Raw genomic sequence first — 17,904 nt, 5'->3', positions numbered from 1 at the left:
CGAGCAGTTTGGCACCTCGACGCATGCACCTGGGCAACACCGGTCACTGGCGTCACGTGACCGGACGGGCATGGGTGGCCCGGCGCTATCTCGGGTACACCCTCGGCTTCTTCGCCGCGTTCATGCTGTGGCTGCTGCTCAGCGCAGCCTCAGCCCACGCGGACGATGGCGCACGTTCGGATGACGACTCAGGCGCGGGGGTGGCAGCCTCGGCGACGCACCTCGTCCGCGATGTCACGGTGCCGGTGGTCGGCGATACGCGCGCCACGCTCCGACGCACCACCTCGACGGTGCAGACGACGGTCGCTGCCGTACCCGACGCGGGGCTGGAGCCGACCGTGGAGCCGGTGCTGAGCGCCGTCGACCGCACGAGCGACGCGGTCACAGTGGTGAGCGCGTCCGTCGTCGAGCGGCCGGCGCACGTCGGTGTCGGCTTCATTCGTGAGCCGTCGACGGCTGCCACTGAGAGGCCGACGGCGACCTCGTCCAGGCACGTGACGCACCGGGTGCCGGCTCGGTCCGCACACCACGTGGCGGCGAGCCGGACGGAGGTCGTCATGCCGCCGGTGCCCCTGCCCCGCGCCTCGTCGTCGCATGGGTCGTCCGGGATCGTCGCAGTGACGCAGTCCGCCCGCGCGATGGCGCAGGCCGCGGCCCGCTCGCAGCGCGACTCCCTGCCTCTTCCCGAGCCTCAGCGCCCGGCGATCCCCCACGATCAGGTGACCGGTGCGTCCTCCCTCTCGGTCGCATCGGATGCCGCGTTGGCATCCGACGCGCAAGCTGCTGTCGCGCCGCTTCGGTCAACCTTCATGACGCCCGGCGCCGTGTTGATCAGCGCCGCAGACCCGTTGCCCGACTGCTCTCCTGACTGACGCGCGCTGCTGTCGCAGCCAGGTCGCACTCCGCGACACACGTCAGACGAAGGGAACCAGACAGATGCGCACAACTGTGCGCCGTGGCCTGGGCGCGCTCGCGATCGCCGGAGGAATCACGTTCCTCGGCTTCGCGCTGGGCAGCTCCCCGGCTTCGGCAGATGATGGATCGACCGGACAGGGCCTCTCGGCCTCGCTGCCAGTCAGCACGTCCGGCAACCAAGTGACAGTGGTAGGAGATCAGAACACCAACAGCGGCTCGACCGACTCGGGCGCTCCCGTCAGCACACAGCAGACGTCCGACGCGACGGACACGGTGAAGGTCGCCGCTGACAGCAGCGGCGCGGCGGTCTCCGCTCCTGCCACGGTCTCGGACAACCAGGTGACGGTCGTCGGGACGGGGAACTCCAACGGCTCGGCGGGCTCGGCGGGCTCGGCGGGCTCGGCGAGTCGGCAGGATGCCACCGCCAGCGTCGGCTCCGACGGGGTCCACGTCGACGCGCCAGCCGATGCGGCGGGCAACCAGGTGACCGTGATCGGTGACCGGAACACGTCGGGCGGGTCGACCGCCGGGACCGGCGACAACGCGTCCAGCACCAGCGACAATGCTCCGGTCGTGGACGCCCAGGCACCTGTGAATGCCTCGGGCAACCAGATCACCGTGATCGGTGATGGCAACACCACCGGCGGTGCCGCGGGTCCGTCGTCGGGTGCTGGTGCTGGTGCTGGTGGTGGCGCGTCGGGTGGCGCCCTGGCTGACGTCACCGCGCCGCTGGGTGCCGACGGCAACCAGGTCACCGTGATCGGTGATGGCAACACCACCGGCGGTGCCGCGGGTCCGTCGTCGGGTGCTGGTGCTGGTGCTGGTGGTGGCGCGTCGGGTGGCGCCCTGGCTGACGTCACGGCGCCGCTGGGTGCCGACGGCAACCAGGTCACTGTGATCGGTGATGGCAACACCACAGGCGGTGCCGCGGGTCCGTCGTCGGGTGCTGGTGCTGGTGCTGGTGGTGGCGCGTCGGGTGGCGCCCTGGCTGACGTCACGGCGCCGCTGGGTGCCGACGGCAACCAGGTCACCGTGATCGGTGATGGCAACACCACCGGCGGTGCCGCGGGTCCGTCGTCGGGTGCTGGTGCAGGTTCCGTCGCTGCAGCTGGTGGCGGCGCGCCGGGTGGTGCCCTGGCTGATGTCACGGCGCCGTTGGGTGCCGACGGCAACCAGGTCACCGTGATCGGCGATGGCAACACCACCGGCGGTGCCGCGGGTCCGTCGTCGGGTGCTGGTGCAGGTTCCGTCGCTGCAGCTGGTGGCGGCGCGCCGGGTGGTGCCCTGGCTGATGTCACGGCGCCGCTGGGTGCCGACGGCAACCAGGTCACCGTGATCGGGGACGGCAACATCACGGGCGGCGCGACGGGCACGTCCTCGGGCGCCGGTGCCGGCTCTGGTGACACGTCACGGGGCGGCACTGTCGTCGACGTCGTCGCCCCTGCGGAGGCCTCGGGCAACCAGGTGACGGTGGTCGGGGACGGGAACACGACGGCGGGCGCCGGCGGACCTGTCACGGCTCCTGGTGGGAGCGCCGGTGCACCGGGTGGAGCACCGGGCGCGCCGAGCACCGGCGCTGGTGGCTCGGCGAGCGGATCGACGGGCAATGGAGAGACGAGCTCCGCAGGCGCGGGCTCACCGGGCTCGGGGGCGGCGATCGGAAACACCGGCGCCGCCGCTGCGGCGGGCACGCCCGCTGCTCTGGAGCGGGCGGCGGTGCAGCATGGCGCGGGTGCGGTGCCCCGTCGCATCGCCGCGGGTGTCTCGTCGGTGCCGGCTCCATCCGCTCCGCAGTCGGGTCCGATGGACCGGACCTCCCTGCTGACCTGGCTGCCCGTCGGCGGCGTCGGTCTGATGATGCTGGTCGCCTACCGGCGGCGTTGGTCGTCCTGAGAGGAGCGCAGCTTCGACATCTGACCCAGCGCGACGCAGCGGCCGACCGGCCGCGCGCGCCGCCCCGCCGGGGTGAAGGGCGGTGCAGCCTCGCCTGTGGCGGGGTTGGTCTCGGAGCACTGTCAGGTCACAGTCGATTGACTGTGACCTGACAGTGACCCCGCGCGATGTGGTCGTGCCCGGGCGTCCCGGCGCAGCTGGCCCGGAACACAGGATGGCCCGGACCGATCACGGTCCGGGCCACCAGGGCCTGCGTCGTCAGACGGGAGGTCAGTCGTCAGACGTTGAATCCGAGCGCACGCAGCTGCTCACGGCCGTCCGGGGTGATCTTGTCCGGGCCCCACGGCGGCATCCAGACCCAGTTGATGGCGACATCGTTGACCATGCCCTCGAGGGCCTGGTTCGTCTGGTCCTGGATCAGGTCGGTCAGCGGGCAGGCAGCCGACGTGAGCGTCATGTCGATCACGACGTCGGACGACTCGCCGATGTGGACGCCGTACACCAGCCCCAAGTCGACGACGTTGATCCCCAGCTCCGGGTCGACGACGTCCTTCATCGCCTCGGTGACATCCTCGATGGCCAGCGTCGCGCCCTCGGCGACGGTGACGGTCATGACGACGCCACCAGCGGACGCGTCGTCGTGACCGGCGTGGTCGTGACCGGCGTGATCATGACCGGCGTGATCATGACCCGCATGGTCGTGGGTGTGGTCGTGCTGAGTCATCGCTTCTCCTCGGTGCCGGACCCGGCCAGCGACTGCGCGGTGGCGTCCTTCCAGGCCATCCAGCTCAACAGGGCGCACTTGACGCGCGCGGGGAACTTGGCGACTCCCGCGAAGGCGATGCCGTCCTCGAGGACGTCCTCGTCCGGCTCCACGTTGCCCTTGCCCTGCATCAGGGTGAGGAAGTCGGCATGGATCGCCATTGCCTCGTCGACGCTCTTGCCGATCACGAGATCGGTGAGGACCGACGCGGAGGCCTGCGAGATCGAGCAGCCGACGGAGTCGTAGGAGACGTCCTCCACCACTCCGTCCCGCAGGTGGACGCGCAGCGTCACCTCGTCGCCGCAGGTGGGGTTGACGTGGTGCACCTCGGCCTCGAACGGATCGCGCAGCCCCTTGTGGTGGGGGTTCTTGTAGTGGTCCAGGATGATCTCCTGGTACATCGCGTCGAGGTCGGCTTGCGTGCTCATCACCCGTCCAAGCGGAAGTAGGAGCGCGTGTATTCCAGGGCCTCGACGAGTGCGTCGATCTCAGCGGGGGTCGTGTAGAGGTACGACGACATCCGGCTCGAGCTCTGCACACCGAACCGTGCGTGGGCCGGCTTGGCGCAGTGGTGCCCGGCTCGGATCGCCACACCCCGGGAGTCCACGACCTGGGCGATGTCGTGGGGATGCACACCCTCGACCTCGAAGGAGATCGCCCCGCCGCGCAGCGAGGCGTCAAGCGGGCCCAGCACGGTGAGCCCCTTGATCGTCTGCAGCCCCTGCAGGGCATAGCCGGTGATCGCCTGCTCGTGGGCGTGGATGGCGTCCATCCCGACATGGCCGAGGTAGGTCAGCGCGGCGCCGAGCCCGACGGCCTCGACGATGGGCGGAGTGCCGGCCTCGAACTTGTGGGGGATGCCGGCGTACGTCGACCCCTCCATCCGGACCGTCTCGATCATCTCGCCCCCGCCGAGGAATGGCGGCAGCTGCTCGAGGACCTCGCGACGGCCCCACAGGACGCCGATGCCGGTCGGGCCGACCGTCTTGTGACCGGTGAACGCCAGGAAGTCGGGCCGCTCGTCGGGCGTCATCGCGGCCAGGTCGATGCGCAGCTGCGGCGCTGCCTGGGAGGCGTCGACGACGACCAGTGCGCCGACCTCGTGGGCCCGGCGGGCGATGTCGGCGATCGGGTTGATCGTGCCGAGCATGTTCGACACCCAGGTGAGAGTGACGACCTTCGTGCGCTCGTTGATCAGCTCGTCGATGTTCGAGAGGTCGAGCTGCCCGTCGTCGGTCACACCGAACCAGCGCAGCGTCGCACCGGTCCGCTCGGTCAGGAGCTGCCACGGCACGATGTTGGAGTGGTGCTCCATCTCGGTCGTCACGACCAGGTCGCCCGCGCCGAGCGCCAGCGGGCCCCGCGCCCAGGCGAGCGTGTTCGCCACGAGGTTGAGCGCCTCGGAGGCGTTCTTGGTGAAGATGACCTCATCGCGCTCGGGGGCTCCGATGAAGCCGGCCACGACGTCGCGCGCATGCTCGAACGCCTCGGTCGACTCGGCGCCGAGGGCGTGCATCGCGCGCGCGACGTTGGCGTTGTGCCGCTCGAGGTGGTCGACCATGGTGTCGATCACGATCTGCGGCTTCTGCGAGGTGTTGGCGCTGTCGAGGTAGACCAGCGGCAGACCGTCGTGGACCGTGCGCTCGAGGATCGGGAAGTCCTTGCGGACCACCTCGAGCTCAGGCAGCAGACCGGGCAGAGACATCAGACAGCGGCCTTCAGGAACCGGTCGTAGCCGTTGGCCTCCAGCTCCTCGGCGAGCTCGGGGCCGCCGGACTCCGCGACGCGACCGCCGACGAAGACGTGGACGTGGTCCGGCGTCACATAGCGCAGGATGCGGGTGTAGTGCGTGATGAGCAGGACGCCCTTGTTCTCACGCTGGCGGAAGCCGTTGATGCCCTCGGAGACGATCTTGAGGGCGTCGATGTCGAGTCCCGAGTCCGTCTCGTCGAGGATGGCGACCTTCGGGTCGAGCAGGTCGAGCTGAGCCATCTCGTGGCGCTTCTTCTCGCCGCCGGAGAAGCCTTCGTTGACCGAGCGCTGCGAGAAGGTCGGGTCGAGGTTCATCTTCTCCAGGGCGCCGTTGACGTCCTTCACCCAGGTACGCAGCTTCGGCGCCTCGCCGTCGATAGCGGTCTTCGCGGTGCGCAGGAAGTTCGCGACCGAGACCCCGGGGACCTCGACCGGATACTGCATCGCGAGGAACAGGCCGGCTCGGGCCCGCTCGTCGACGCTCATGTCGAGGAGGTTCTCGCCGTCGAGAGTGACGGTTCCCGAGGTGATCGTGTACTTGGGGTGGCCGGCGATCGAGTAGGCGAGCGTCGACTTCCCCGATCCGTTGGGGCCCATGATCGCGTGGGTCTCGCCGTCACCGATGGTGAGCGTGACGCCCTTGAGGATCTCCTTGGGACCGTCCTCGGTCTCGACCGAGACCCTCAGGTCCTTGATCTCGAGCTTGCTCATGCTGGGGTGACTCCGTTTCAGGGGTGGTTCGGGGGTATGTCGTTCAGGTCTGGCGTCGTGCAGGTCAGAGGACCTGCGAGACGTTCTTCTCGAGCTCTGCCTCAACGGTGGCGGTGAGCCGCTCCTCGAGCTCCGGCACGTCGATCTGCCGGATCAGCTCGTTGAAGAAGCCGTGCACCACCAGCCGGCGGGCCTCGGACTCCGAGACGCCGCGCGAGCGCAGGTAGAACAGCTGCTCGTCGTCGAAGCGACCGGTGGCCGACGCGTGGCCGGCGCCTTCGATCTCGCCGGTCTCGATCTCCAGGTTCGGCACCGAGTCGGCCTGGCAGCCGTCGGTGAGCACGAGGTTGCGGTTCTCCTCGTAGGTCTCGATGCCCTCTGCGACCTTGCGGATCAGCACGTTGCCGATCCACACCGTGTGGGCGCCTTCGCCCTGCAGCGCACCCTTGTAGACGACGTGCGACTTGGTCTTCGGTGCCGTGTGGTCCACGAACAGCCGGTGCTCGATGTGCTGACCCTCGTCGGCGAAGTAGAGGCCGAGCAGCTCGGCCTGGCCGCCCGGGCCGGCGTACTCCACCGTGGTGTCGTTGCGGACCACGCTGCCGCCGAAGGTGATGTCGACGTGCTTGAACGTGGCGTCCCGACCGACGCGCACGTGACGGTGGCCGACACGGACGGCGTCGTCCGCCCAGTCGTCGATCGAGACGACCGTGAGCTGGGCGCCGTCGCCGACGATGATCTCCACGTTGTCGGCCAGCGTCGCCGAGCCGGTGAACTGGAAGACCACCGTAGCCTTCGAGAAGTTGCCGGCCCGGAGGACGACGTGCTGCGCCACGGCGGACCCGACGTCGGTGCCGCGGACCTCCACGACCACCGCGCCGTCGACGACCGTCTCCGCCGCCACCTCGACCAAGGTGCTGGTGGGGATCGCCTCGGCGGCGCGTGCCGAGATCCGGTCGGTGGGCACGAAGCCGCTGACGCCGACCAGACCGGCGACGCCGTCGGTCACCGTCACGCCGTCGTGCACGTGGCTGTGGACGTCCAGCTTGCCACCGAACGCGGCGTCCTGGTGGACGCCGCGGAGCCGGCGGAGCGGGGTGAACCGCCAGATCTCCTCGCGACCGGTGGGGACGGCGTGATCCTCGACCCGGAACGATCCCTCCGGGTGGAGATGGCTCTCCACCCTGTCGAGCTCGAGACTGTCCTTGATGCTCTCGAGGGTCGACGTCACCCCACGGCTCCTTCCATCTGCAGCTCGATGAGGCGGTTCAGCTCCAGCGCATACTCCATCGGCAGCTCCTTGGCGATCGGCTCGACGAAGCCGCGCACGATCATCGCCATCGCCTCGTCCTCGGCCATGCCACGCGACATCAGGTAGAAGAGCTGGTCGTCGGAGACCTTCGAGACCGAGGCCTCGTGACCCATGGAGACGTCGTCCTCGCGGATGTCGACGTAGGGGTAGGTGTCCGACCGGCTGATCTGGTCGACCAGGAGCGCGTCGCAGAGCACGTTGGACTTCGAGCCGTGGGCGCCCTCGTTGACCTGGATCAGCCCGCGGTACGACGTCCGGCCGCCGCCACGCGCGACGGACTTGCTCAGGATCGAGCTGGAGGTGTGCGGCGCGGCGTGCACCATCTTCGCGCCCGCGTCCTGGTGCTGGCCCTCGCCGGCGAACGCGATCGAGAGCGTCTCGCCCTTGGCGTGCTCGCCCATCAGGTAGACGGCCGGGTACTTCATCGTGACCTTGGAGCCGATGTTGCCGTCGACCCACTCCATGGTGGCGCCGGCCTCGCAGAAGGCGCGCTTGGTCACCAGGTTGTAGACGTTGTTCGACCAGTTCTGGATCGTCGTGTAGCGCACCCGGGCGTTCTTCTTGACGATGATCTCGACGACCGCGGAGTGGAGCGAGTCCGAGGAGTAGATCGGCGCCGTGCAGCCCTCGACGTAGTGCACGTAGGAGCCCTCGTCGGCGATGATCAGGGTGCGCTCGAACTGGCCCATGTTCTCGGTGTTGATCCGGAAGTAGGCCTGCAGCGGGATGTCGACGTGGACGCCCTTGGGCACGTAGATGAACGAGCCACCCGACCACACGCTCGTGTTGAGCGCGGCGAACTTGTTGTCACCAACAGGGATGACGGTGCCGAAGTACTCCTTGAAGAGGTCCTCGTGCTGCTTCAGCGCCGTGTCGGTGTCGAGGAAGAGCACGCCCTGGGCCTCGAGGTCCTCACGGATCGAGTGGTAGACGACCTCCGACTCGTACTGAGCCGCGACGCCGGCGACGAGGCGCTGCTTCTCCGCCTCGGGGATGCCGAGCTTGTCGTAGGTGTTCTTGATGTCCTCGGGAAGGTCCTCCCACGAGGCGGCCTGCTTCTCCGAGGAGCGCACGAAGTACTTGATGTTGTCGAAGTCGATCGCGCTGAGGTCGGAGCCCCACGTGGGCATCGGCTTGCGGCCGAAGAGCTTCAGGCCCTTCAGGCGCAGGTCGAGCATCCACTGCGGCTCGCTCTTCTTCCCGGAGATGTCGCGCACGATGGCCTCGTTGAGGCCGCGTTGGGCGGAGGCTCCGGCGACGTCCGGGTCGGCCCAGCCGAACTCGTAGCGACCGATGCCCTTCAGCTCCGGGTTGAGTTCTTCGATCGAGGTCATGCGGTGACCTGCTCCTTCTTCCTATCGTTGGTCGAGTGGCCCGAGCCGTGAGGCGAGGACCTGTCGAGACCAGACACCTTGGAGGCGTCCGGGATGCACGTCGTGCACACCCCGTCGCCATGGGCGATCGTCGCCAGCCGCTGAACGTGGGTGCCGAGGACGCCGCTGATCGCCGCGGTCTCGGCCTCGCACAGCTCTGGGAACTCGTGGGCGACGTGCGAGACCGGGCAGTGCTGCTGGCACAGCTGCTCCCCCATCGCGTGTCCGTTCACCACCGGCAGCTCCTTGACGCTCGCGGCGTAGCCCTCGTCGCTGAAGACCCGCGCCAGCGCCTGCGCCGGCGACAGCGTCGGGTCGGCCGCGCTGACCGACTCGAAGCCCTTCTTGATGAACGCGGCACGCCGCCGGGCGAATTCCCGCACGCCCGCCTCGCCGGCGGTCTCGGCGACGAAGCGCAGCGCGGAGACCGCGAGGTCGTCGTACTGCTGGTCGAAGCGCTCGCGCCCGTGCTCGGTGAGCGCGAAGAGCTTCGCCGGGCGGCCGCGCCCGCGATGGGCACCGGGGCGGGGCTCGCGGGGCTCGACGGCCCCCTCCTCGACGAGCTGGTCGAGGTGGCGGCGAACGGCGGCGGGGGTGAGCTCGAGCCGCTCGGCGAGGCCTGCCGCGGTCGAGGGTCCGTTGACGAGGATCGACCGGGCGACGCGCTCGCGCGTCCGCCGATCGGGAGTCTCGTCCATTTTCACAACACCAGTGTGCGCTTATTGCCGACGGCGGTTCAAGCAAGGTGACCCTTACCTGGCCTCCGCCACCCCCTGGTGGTGCGCGCAAGCGGAGGGGTTGTCCGGTCGCGCTGCCGGGCGGCTAGATTCGTCGTGAGCCGAGTCACCTCGCAGATGGAGCCATGATGCCGGGATCGTTGCTGGGAACTGTCGTTCGACGGGTGGAGGACCCCGACCTCCTCGTGGGGAGGTCGACCTTCGTCGACAACCAGCAGGAGGCCGGCCTGCTCCACGCGGTCTTCGTCCGCAGCCCCTTCGCTCATGCCCGCGTGTCCTCGGTGGACACCGACGAGGCGAGCTCGTCGGCTGGCGTCGTCGCGGTGCTCACGGCGCGCGACCTCGAGGGTCGGACCCTGCGCCCGTTCGCCGTGGCCGACAAGCGGCTGGTCCGTCCGCCGCTGGCCACCGACCGGGTGCGGTACGTCGGCGAGCCCGTCGCCCTCGTCGTCGCGGAGACCCGCGCCCAAGCGGTCGACGCCGCCGAGCTCGTCGAGGTCGACTACGACCCGCTGCCGGCGGTCGTCGACATGGAGGAGGCGCTCACCGACGGCGCGCCGTTGCAGTTCGAGGAGCTGGGCAGCAACGTCGCCGCGTCCCGCAAGGACGACGACCAGAGCGACCCATGGCCGCCCGACGCCCACGTCGTCCGGGCGCGGATCGAGAACCAGCGCGTCGCGACCGCTCCGATGGAGGGGCATGCGATCGTCGTGCGTCCCGGCGACCCCGACGGCGGCGACCATGAGCTCTCGATCTGGCTCACCACGCAGCAGCCGCACATGGCACGAGACCAGCTCGCGGACTTCGCGGGGCTTCCGGCCGAGCGCGTCCGACTCGTCGCGCCGCACGTCGGTGGGGCATTCGGCGGCAAGGCCGGGGCCACCGCCGAGCACGCCGCCGTGGTCGCGGCGGCCCAGCACCTCGACCGACCGGTGAAGTGGACCGAGACGCGCAGCGAGTCGATGCTCTCGATGCACGGACGCGGCCAGGTGCAGTACGCCGAGCTCGGTCTGACCGAGGACGGCCGCATCCTCGGCATGCGCCTGCGGCTGATCGGCGACTGCGGGGCCTACGGCGGCTTCGGCGGGACGTTCCCCCTCGGCGGCACCTACCTGATGTCCCAGGGCGTCTACGAGATCCCTCGGATCACCTACGCCGCCATCGCCGCCCTCACCAACACCGCCCCCATGGGCGCCTTCCGGGGCGCTGGTCGCCCGGAGGCGGCGGCGCTGATCGAGCGGCTCATGGACCTCGCCGCCGACGAGCTCGGCCTCGCCCCGGAGGAGATCAGGCGCCGCAACCTCATCCCGAAGGACGGCTTCCCCTACGAGACGGTGACCGGCGCGCGCTATGACATCGGCGACTTCGACCTGCCCCTGCGGGAGGCGCTCGAGATCGCCGACGTGGACACACTCCGGGCCGAGCAGGCTCGGCGACGCGAGGCCGGAGAGGTCAAGCAGCTGGGCATCGGCCTGGCGACGTACGTCGAGATCACCGGCTTCGCCGGGTCCGAGTTCGGCTCCGTGGAGGTCCATGCCGACGGCACGGCGACGGTGAGCGCAGGCACGTCGGCACACGGCCAGGGGCATGCGACCTCGTTCGCCATGATCGTCTCGGACCGTCTGGGGATCCCCCTGGAGCACATCCGGTTCGTCCAGTCCGACACCGCCCTCGTGCGCAGCGGTGGCGGCACTGGCGGCTCGCGGTCCTTGCAGCTCGGCGGCAGTGCCGTCGGACGCGCCGCCGACAAGGTGCTGGACCGGGCCCGTGAGATCGCCGCTCGTCTTCTCGAGGCCAGCGGCGCCGACATCGAGGTCGTCGACGGCGGCTTCGCCGTGCGCGGAGTGCCCGGCGCCACGCTCAACTGGGCCCGGGTGGCCGAGGAGGCCTCGGCCCAGGGCACGCCACTGGCGGACGTCGACGACTTCAAGGCCGACGCGGCCACCTTCCCCTTCGGCTGCCACGTCTCGGTCGTCGAGGTGGACACCGAGACCGGGCTGGTCACTCCGCTGCGGCACGTCGCCGTCGACGACTGCGGACGCGTCCTGAACCCCCTCCTCGTCGAGGGTCAGCAGCACGGTGGCACCCTGCAGGGGATGTCGCAGGCGCTGTGGGAGCACTTCGTCTACGACGCCGAGGGCAACCCGCTGACCGCGACGTTCGCCGACTACACCATGCCCACCGCTGCGGACGCGATCGCCTACGAGGTCTCCACCACCGAGACGCCGACGCCCATCAACCCCCTCGGCGCGAAGGGCATCGGCGAGTCGGCGACGATCGGCTCCACCCCCGCGGTCCAGAACGCCGTCGTCGACGCGCTCTCGCACCTCGGTGTGCGCCACCTCGACATGCCCTGCACGCCCGAACGGGTGTGGCGGGCCATCGCGCAGGCGCAGGCGGGCACACTGCCCGACCCGTGGCGCGAGCCGCCTGCCGCGTTCGAGACCATCCCGTCGGACTCCGAAGGAGGGTCGGTGACGGACAGCGCGGAGATCTAGGGGGTCTGTGCTGACTGCGGTCGCTCCGCTCGCGCGACCGGGGCGCGCCCCGGTGTCCGGGGCACCCGGTTCCCATCCCCGCCCAGCGGGTTCCTACACTTCCCAGGTGCCCGACGCTCCATCCCCTGCCGTCGAGGTCGACGGTCTGGTGATGCGGTATGGCGACAAGACCGCCGTCGACGGGCTCTCGCTCTCAGTCGGACGTGGCTCGATCACCGCTGTGCTCGGCCCCAACGGCGCCGGCAAGACCACCACGCTCGAGACGTGCGAGGGCTACCGCAAGCCGCAGTCCGGCCTCGTGCGCGTCCTCGGGCTCGACCCGATCGCCGACCGGCGCGAGCTGCTCCCCCGCATCGGCGTGATGCTCCAGGGCCAGGGCGCGTGGAGCGGGGTGCGAGCGATGGAGATGCTGCGCCACGTCGCCCGCCTGCACGCGAACCCGCTCGACATCTCGATGCTGGCCGACCGGCTCGGGCTGGACGAGTGCGGACGCACGCCGTACCGGCGCCTCTCCGGTGGCCAGCAGCAGCGGCTCGGCCTCGCGATGGCGCTGGTCGGGCGGCCCGAGATCGTCTTCGTCGACGAGCCGACGGCCGGGATGGACCCGGCGGCCCGGCGTACGACCTGGGAGCTCCTGCGCGAGCTGCGCGAGGACGCGGTGACCGTCGTGCTCACGACGCACTACCTCGAGGAGGCCGAGCAGCTGGCCGACCACGTGCACATCATCGACCACGGCCGGCTCGTGGCGTCGGGCTCGCCCCTCGAGCTGACGCGCGGCGGCACGGCGGCCACCATCCGGCTGGTCGTGACGCGGCCGTTCCCACCGGGAGCGCCGGACTCGCTGCGCGCAGCGCTCGGAGCCGGCACCGAGGTCACCCAGCTCGACGAGCGCAGCCTGATGGTCGCCGGTCCGGCCGACAGCACCACGCTCGCCCGTGTGTCACGGTGGTGCGAGGAGCAGGACGTCCTGCCCGAGTCGCTGACCCTCGGACGCCGCAGCCTGGAGGACGTCTTCCTCGAGATGACCGGACGGGAGCTGCAACCATGACCGCGGGCACGTTCACCCCGCTGCCCGGCAGCGCGCCGCTGCACCGCCAGGTGCTCGCTCAGGCCTCCATGGAGGCCCGACTCATGCTCCGCAACGGCGAGCAGTTGCTTCTCGCCGTGGTCATCCCGGTCATCGTGCTGATCGGCGGCGTCAAGGGCGGTCAGCACCTCAACCTCCACGAGCACCACGCGCTGGTCGACATCTTCACGCCGGGCGTCCTCGCCCTGGCGATCATGTCGACCGCCTTCACCTCGCTGGCGATCGCGACGGGCTTCGAGCGCCGGTACGGCGTCCTCAAGCGGCTCGGCGCCTCCCCGCTGCCCCGGCTCGGCCTGCTGGCGGGCAAGGTGCTGGCCCTGCTCCTGGTCGAGCTGCTGCAGCTGTTCGTGATCGGCGGGGTCGGCCAGCTGCTCGGCTGGACGCCGGAGCCGGGCGTCGTCGGCTTCCTGCTGGCCGTCGTGCTCGGGACCGCGGCGTTCGCCTCGCTCGGACTCTTCGTCGCAGGAGTCCTGCGCGCCGAGGCGACGCTCGCAGCCGCCAACCTGATCTACCTGCTGCTTCTTGCCGGCGGTGCGGTCGTGCTGCCCGCGTCGGCGTACGGCGGCTTCAGCTCCATCGCCACCTGGCTGCCCTCCGGCGCGTTGGGAGAGGCGGTCCGCACCGCCTTCCTCGACGGCGCGGTCGCGTGGCGCGACCTCGGCGTGCTCCTCGGCTGGGCCGTCGTCGGCTCGGTCCTCACCGCTAGGACGTTCACGTGGGAATGACCCAGACCGCCCCCCTCGTCGCCACCAGGCGGCTCGTCCGGCCGCTCGGGTGGGCCACGCTCGTCGCGAACATCACGCTCGTGGTCACGGGCGGGGCCGTGCGCCTGACGGGGTCCGGCCTCGGCTGCCCGACCTGGCCGCGATGCACCGACGCGTCCATGACGCCGCACGCCAACCTCAACGTGCACTCCGCCATCGAGTTCGGGAACCGCACGCTGACCTTCGTGCTCACCGCCATCGCGATCGCGACACTCGTCGCAGCCTGGCAGACCGGGCGACGCGACCTGCGCCTGCTCTCGCTCTGGATCGCTCTCGGCATCCCGGCGCAGGCGGTCATCGGTGGCATCACGGTGCTGACCGACCTCAACCCGTGGATCGTCTCGTTCCACCTGCTGTGCTCGATGGCGATCATCGGCCTGGCCGTGCTGTTCCTGTGGCGCATCGACCACGCCGGCGTGCCCGTCGCGCGCGGCCCCGTCGTGGGACTCGCCTGGGTGACGTTCGGCGCCGCCTGGCTGGTGCTCTACGCCGGGACCGTGGTCACCGGCTCCGGACCTCACGCGGGCGACGCCCACAGCCCTCGCAACGGGCTCTCGCCGCTGCAGATGTCACAGCTCCACGCCGACCTGGTCTTTCTCTTCGTCGGCCTCACCGTCGGGCTCCTCTTCGCCGCCCTGGCGCTGCGCGCGCCGGCCGCGACCGTCCAGGCAGCAGCCGTCCTCCTCGGCGTCGAGGTCGCCCAGAGTGCCATCGGCTTCGTGCAGTACTTCACGAGCCTGCCGATCGTCCTCGTCGGCTTCCACATGCTCGGCGCCGCGCTCATCTCCGCCGCCGTCACGTGGGTGCTCCTGCGGGTCCGCCAGCCTGCCTGATTGTCACGCCGGGGCGGCCCTTCCGCGCGCGGAGACCCCGCGACACGCCGGCGCACTCGGCGTGTCGCGCCAGCGGGCCGCAGCGGGCGGCCCACGTTCCCGCCGCGATGCCGATCGGTCAGCGCGAGATCAGCGGGTCCAGCGCGACGGCGACGAACAGCAGCGAGAGGTAGAGGTTGCTGCTGTGGAACAGGTGCATGGGGCGGATGACGGTGAGGTCCTCGGTGCCGCGCGAGCGGGCGAGCATCCGGTGGGCCTGGACGAGGAAGACCGCGCCGAGGACGACCGCGCAGGCGGTGTAGAAGACGCCCGTGCCGGCCACCGGCCACAGGAGGAGCGAGGTGGCGACCATGACCCAGGAGTAGATGACGATCTGGCGGCCCACCTCGCGAGCGGGCTTGACGACCGGCAGCATCGGGACATCGACGTTGGCGTAGTCCTCGCGATAGCGCAGCGCCAAGGCCCACGTGTGGGGCGGGGTCCAGAAGAACACGACGGCGAAGAGCACGACCGGCGCCCACGAGAGCGAGTCCGTCACGGCCGTCCAGCCGATGAGGGCCGGGAAGCAGCCGGCGATGCCGCCCCAGACGATGTTCTGCGTCGTCCGACGCTTGAGCAGCATCGTGTAGACGAAGACGTAGAACGCGTTCGCTGTGACCGAGAGCACAGCCGAGAGGGGGTTCACGAACGCCCACAGCACCAGCGTGGAGACGACGCCCAGGACCGTGCCGAAGACGAGCGCCGAGCGTGGCGACACGATGTGGCGGGGCAGCGCCCGGCGACGGGTGCGGCGCATCTGCTCGTCGATGTCGCGGTCGTAGACGCAGTTGAACACCGAGGCGGACCCGGCCGAGAGCGTCCCGCCCACCACGGTCGCCAGCACGAGCCCCAGAGATGGGACCCCACGTGCAGCGAAGAACATCACGGGTACCGTCGTGAGGAGGAGCAGCTCGATGACCCGTGGCTTGGTGAGGCCGACGTACGCAGCCACGACGTCCCTGACGGTCGCCCCAGCGGTTTCCTGGCGTTGGACGCGGGGAACCTGCTGGTCGACGTAGGTCACGTGGTGAGTCTAACGCCGGGCATGAGTAGGCTCGGAAATGGCCGTGGAGCCCCCGCATGATCCCGAGAGGAAGCCTGTGAACACCACCACCGAGCTGGAGTGGACCGAACTCGACAAGAAGGCGGTCGACACCGTCCGGGTGTTGGCGATGGACGCGGTCCAGAAGGTCGGCAACGGCCACCCGGGCACTGCGATGAGTCTCGCGCCTGCCGCCTACCTCCTCTTCCAGAAGGTCATGCGCCACGACCCGGCCGACCCGAGCTGGATGGCGCGCGACCGATTCGTCCTCAGCGCGGGCCACAGCTCGATCACGCTCTACATCCAGCTCTACCTCGGCGGCTTCGGCCTCGAGCTCGACGACCTCAAGAGCCTGCGCACGTGGGGCTCGAAGACGCCGGGGCACCCGGAGTTCGGCCACACCGCCGGAGTCGAGGTCACCACCGGCCCCCTCGGCCAGGGCGTCGGGAACGCCGTGGGCATGGCGATGGCCGCCCGGCGCGAGCGCGGCCTGCTCGACCCGACCGCGGGCGAGGGCGACTCGCTCTTCGACCACCACATCTACGCGATCGCCTCCGACGGCGACCTCGAGGAGGGTGTGAGCGGCGAGGCCTCGAGCATCGCGGGCACCCAGGAGCTCGGCAACCTGACCGTCATCTATGACGCCAACCGCATCTCGATCGAGGGCGACACCGACGTCGCCTTCACCGAGGACGTGGCGAAGCGCTACGAGGCGTATGGCTGGCACGTGCAGACGGTCGACTGGACCCACGACCTGACGACGTACGAGGAGGACGTGCCCGCCCTCTACGACGCGATCCGCGCCGCGGAGGCCGAGACCGGCAAGCCATCGCTCATCGTGCTGCGCACGATCATCGCCTGGCCCGCGCCCAAGGCGCAGGGCACCGGCAAGGCGCACGGCTCGGCCCTGGGCGCCGACGAGGTCGCCGCGACCAAGCGGATCCTCGGCTTCGACCCCGAGCGGACCTTCGAGGTCCCCGAGGACGTCCTCGCGCACACTCGCGGCCTGCTCGAGCGCGGGAAGGAGTGGGCCGCCGCCTGGGACAAGGAGTTCGAGGCGTGGACGGCCGCCAACCCCGACAGCGCCCAGATCCTCCACCGCATGAGGCAGCGCGCGGTGCCCGAGGGCCTCGAGGATGCTCTGCCGACCTTCGCTGCCGACGAGAAGGGCATCGCGACCCGCGCCGCGTTCGGCAAGACGCTCAACGCCGTCGCCGACCTCATGCCGGAGCTGTGGGGCGGCTCGGCCGACCTCGCCGAGTCCAACAACACCACCATCGAGGGCGCGAAGTCCTTCATCCCGAAGGAGCGCTCCACCAACCTCTGGGAGGGCGACCCGCTGCAGGGTCGCGTCCTCCACTTCGGCATCCGCGAGCACGGCATGGGCGCGATCATGAACGGGATCGCCCTGCACGGCGGCACCCGCGTCTTCGGAGGGACGTTTCTCACGTTCTCCGACTACATGCGCGGCTCGGTCCGCGTCGCCTCTCTCATGAAGGCGCCGGTCATCTACATCTGGACCCACGACTCGATCGGGCTCGGCGAGGACGGCCCGACCCACCAGCCCATCGAGCACCTGTGGGCGCTGCGCGGCATCCCGGGTCTCGACATCGTGCGTCCGGCCGACGCCAACGAGGTCGCTGCCGCGTGGCTGCAGATCCTCAAGAACTCCGACCGTCCCGCAGGCTTCATCCTGAGCCGGCAGGGCCTCCCGATCTTCCCGCGCGGCGAGCAAGGCTTCGCAACCACCGACAACGTGGCCAAGGGCGGCTACGTGCTCGTCGAGGCCGACGGCGGCCAGGCCGACGTCATCCTCATCGGCACCGGCTCAGAGGTGCAGTTGGCCGTCAAGGCCCGCGAGCAGCTGAAGGCCGACGGGATCAAGGCACGCGTGGTGTCGATGCCCTCGATCGAGTGGTTCGAGCAGCAGACCCAGGCCTACCGTGACCAGGTCCTGCCACCGACGGTGAAGGCGCGGGTCAGCGTCGAGGCCGGCATCCGCCAGGGCTGGCGCGAGTACGTCGGCGACGCCGGCCGCATGGTGAGCATCGAGCACTACGGCGCGTCGGCCGACGCAGCGCGCGTCTTCAAGGAGTTCGGCTTCACTCCGGAGGCAGTGGCGCAGGCTGCGAAGGACAGCATCGACGCCGCGGCCAAGCAGGCATAAGGGGACCCCGTAGTCGCG

Annotated in this window: 15 protein-coding genes; 7 read left to right on the top strand and 8 right to left on the bottom strand. The window is 70.2% G+C overall.

Annotated features, from left to right (window positions below; all coding sequences use genetic code 11):
* Window positions 1-56 precede the first annotated feature (56 nt).
* Both ACYQ1K_RS17585 and ACYQ1K_RS17580 read left to right on the top strand, forming a co-directional pair.
* The gene (locus ACYQ1K_RS17585; RefSeq protein ID WP_459984432.1) at window positions 57-872 is read left to right on the top strand and encodes a hypothetical protein; all 816 of its coding nucleotides are present in this window, start codon (window positions 57-59) and stop codon (window positions 870-872) included.
* A 64-nt stretch (window positions 873-936) separates the two neighbouring features.
* The gene (locus ACYQ1K_RS17580) at window positions 937-2,808 is read left to right on the top strand and encodes a hypothetical protein (RefSeq protein WP_459984431.1); all 1,872 of its coding nucleotides are present in this window, start codon (window positions 937-939) and stop codon (window positions 2,806-2,808) included.
* A 277-nt stretch (window positions 2,809-3,085) separates the two neighbouring features.
* On the opposite strand, the gene ACYQ1K_RS17575 is transcribed toward ACYQ1K_RS17580, so the two are convergent.
* The 7 genes from ACYQ1K_RS17575 to ACYQ1K_RS17545 form a co-directional block, all read right to left on the bottom strand.
* Window positions 3,086-3,421, bottom strand: coding sequence for a metal-sulfur cluster assembly factor (locus ACYQ1K_RS17575; RefSeq protein WP_459984489.1), 336 nt, complete (start codon window positions 3,419-3,421; stop codon window positions 3,086-3,088).
* Between the two features lie 107 nt (window positions 3,422-3,528).
* Entirely contained in the window at window positions 3,529-3,999 is a 471-nt protein-coding gene (sufU, locus tag ACYQ1K_RS17570; RefSeq protein WP_459984430.1) for a Fe-S cluster assembly sulfur transfer protein SufU, read from the bottom strand.
* Window positions 3,999-5,276, bottom strand: coding sequence for a cysteine desulfurase (locus tag ACYQ1K_RS17565; RefSeq protein WP_459984428.1), 1,278 nt, complete (start codon window positions 5,274-5,276; stop codon window positions 3,999-4,001). The genes sufU and ACYQ1K_RS17565 overlap by 1 nt, the downstream gene beginning before the upstream one ends.
* Window positions 5,276-6,034, bottom strand: a complete 759-nt coding sequence (gene sufC, locus ACYQ1K_RS17560; protein ID WP_459984426.1) for a Fe-S cluster assembly ATPase SufC — start codon at window positions 6,032-6,034, stop codon at window positions 5,276-5,278. The genes ACYQ1K_RS17565 and sufC overlap by 1 nt, the downstream gene beginning before the upstream one ends.
* A 64-nt stretch (window positions 6,035-6,098) precedes the next feature.
* Complete coding sequence (sufD, locus tag ACYQ1K_RS17555) at window positions 6,099-7,265, bottom strand: Fe-S cluster assembly protein SufD (protein WP_459984424.1); 1,167 nt, start codon at window positions 7,263-7,265, stop codon at window positions 6,099-6,101.
* The gene (sufB, locus tag ACYQ1K_RS17550) at window positions 7,262-8,680 is read right to left on the bottom strand and encodes a Fe-S cluster assembly protein SufB (protein ID WP_459984423.1); all 1,419 of its coding nucleotides are present in this window, start codon (window positions 8,678-8,680) and stop codon (window positions 7,262-7,264) included. The genes sufD and sufB overlap by 4 nt, the downstream gene beginning before the upstream one ends.
* Window positions 8,677-9,417, bottom strand: a complete 741-nt coding sequence (locus ACYQ1K_RS17545) for a helix-turn-helix transcriptional regulator (protein WP_459984422.1) — start codon at window positions 9,415-9,417, stop codon at window positions 8,677-8,679. Before ACYQ1K_RS17545 ends, sufB begins: the two co-directional genes overlap by 4 nt.
* Before the next feature lie 203 nt (window positions 9,418-9,620).
* Between ACYQ1K_RS17545 and ACYQ1K_RS17540 the strand changes: the two genes are divergently transcribed.
* From ACYQ1K_RS17540 to ACYQ1K_RS17525, 4 genes are all read left to right on the top strand, one after another.
* The gene (locus ACYQ1K_RS17540; RefSeq protein WP_459984421.1) at window positions 9,621-11,954 is read left to right on the top strand and encodes a xanthine dehydrogenase family protein molybdopterin-binding subunit; all 2,334 of its coding nucleotides are present in this window, start codon (window positions 9,621-9,623) and stop codon (window positions 11,952-11,954) included.
* A 106-nt stretch (window positions 11,955-12,060) separates the two neighbouring features.
* Window positions 12,061-13,002 (top strand): ABC transporter ATP-binding protein, encoded by a 942-nt coding sequence (locus ACYQ1K_RS17535; protein ID WP_459984419.1) that lies wholly within the window; start codon window positions 12,061-12,063, stop codon window positions 13,000-13,002.
* On the top strand, window positions 12,999-13,766 hold the full coding sequence (locus ACYQ1K_RS17530) for an ABC transporter permease (protein WP_459984418.1): 768 nt from the start codon (window positions 12,999-13,001) through the stop codon (window positions 13,764-13,766). The genes ACYQ1K_RS17535 and ACYQ1K_RS17530 overlap by 4 nt, the downstream gene beginning before the upstream one ends.
* Complete coding sequence (locus ACYQ1K_RS17525; RefSeq protein ID WP_459984487.1) at window positions 13,763-14,638, top strand: COX15/CtaA family protein; 876 nt, start codon at window positions 13,763-13,765, stop codon at window positions 14,636-14,638. The genes ACYQ1K_RS17530 and ACYQ1K_RS17525 overlap by 4 nt, the downstream gene beginning before the upstream one ends.
* A gap of 118 nt (window positions 14,639-14,756) precedes the next feature.
* On the opposite strand, the gene ACYQ1K_RS17520 is transcribed toward ACYQ1K_RS17525, so the two are convergent.
* Window positions 14,757-15,701, bottom strand: coding sequence for a heme o synthase (locus ACYQ1K_RS17520; RefSeq protein WP_459984416.1), 945 nt, complete (start codon window positions 15,699-15,701; stop codon window positions 14,757-14,759).
* A gap of 37 nt (window positions 15,702-15,738) precedes the next feature.
* On the opposite strand from ACYQ1K_RS17520, the gene tkt reads away from it, so the two are divergent.
* Window positions 15,739-17,886 (top strand): transketolase, encoded by a 2,148-nt coding sequence (tkt, locus tag ACYQ1K_RS17515; RefSeq protein WP_459984414.1) that lies wholly within the window; start codon window positions 15,739-15,741, stop codon window positions 17,884-17,886.
* The last annotated feature ends 18 nt before the right edge of the window (window positions 17,887-17,904 follow it).

It is taken from the genome of Nocardioides sp. AN3, from assembly GCF_054653495.1.
The sequence above is the reverse complement of the archived record's forward strand: the minus strand, read 5'-3'. Positions and strand labels throughout refer to the sequence as shown.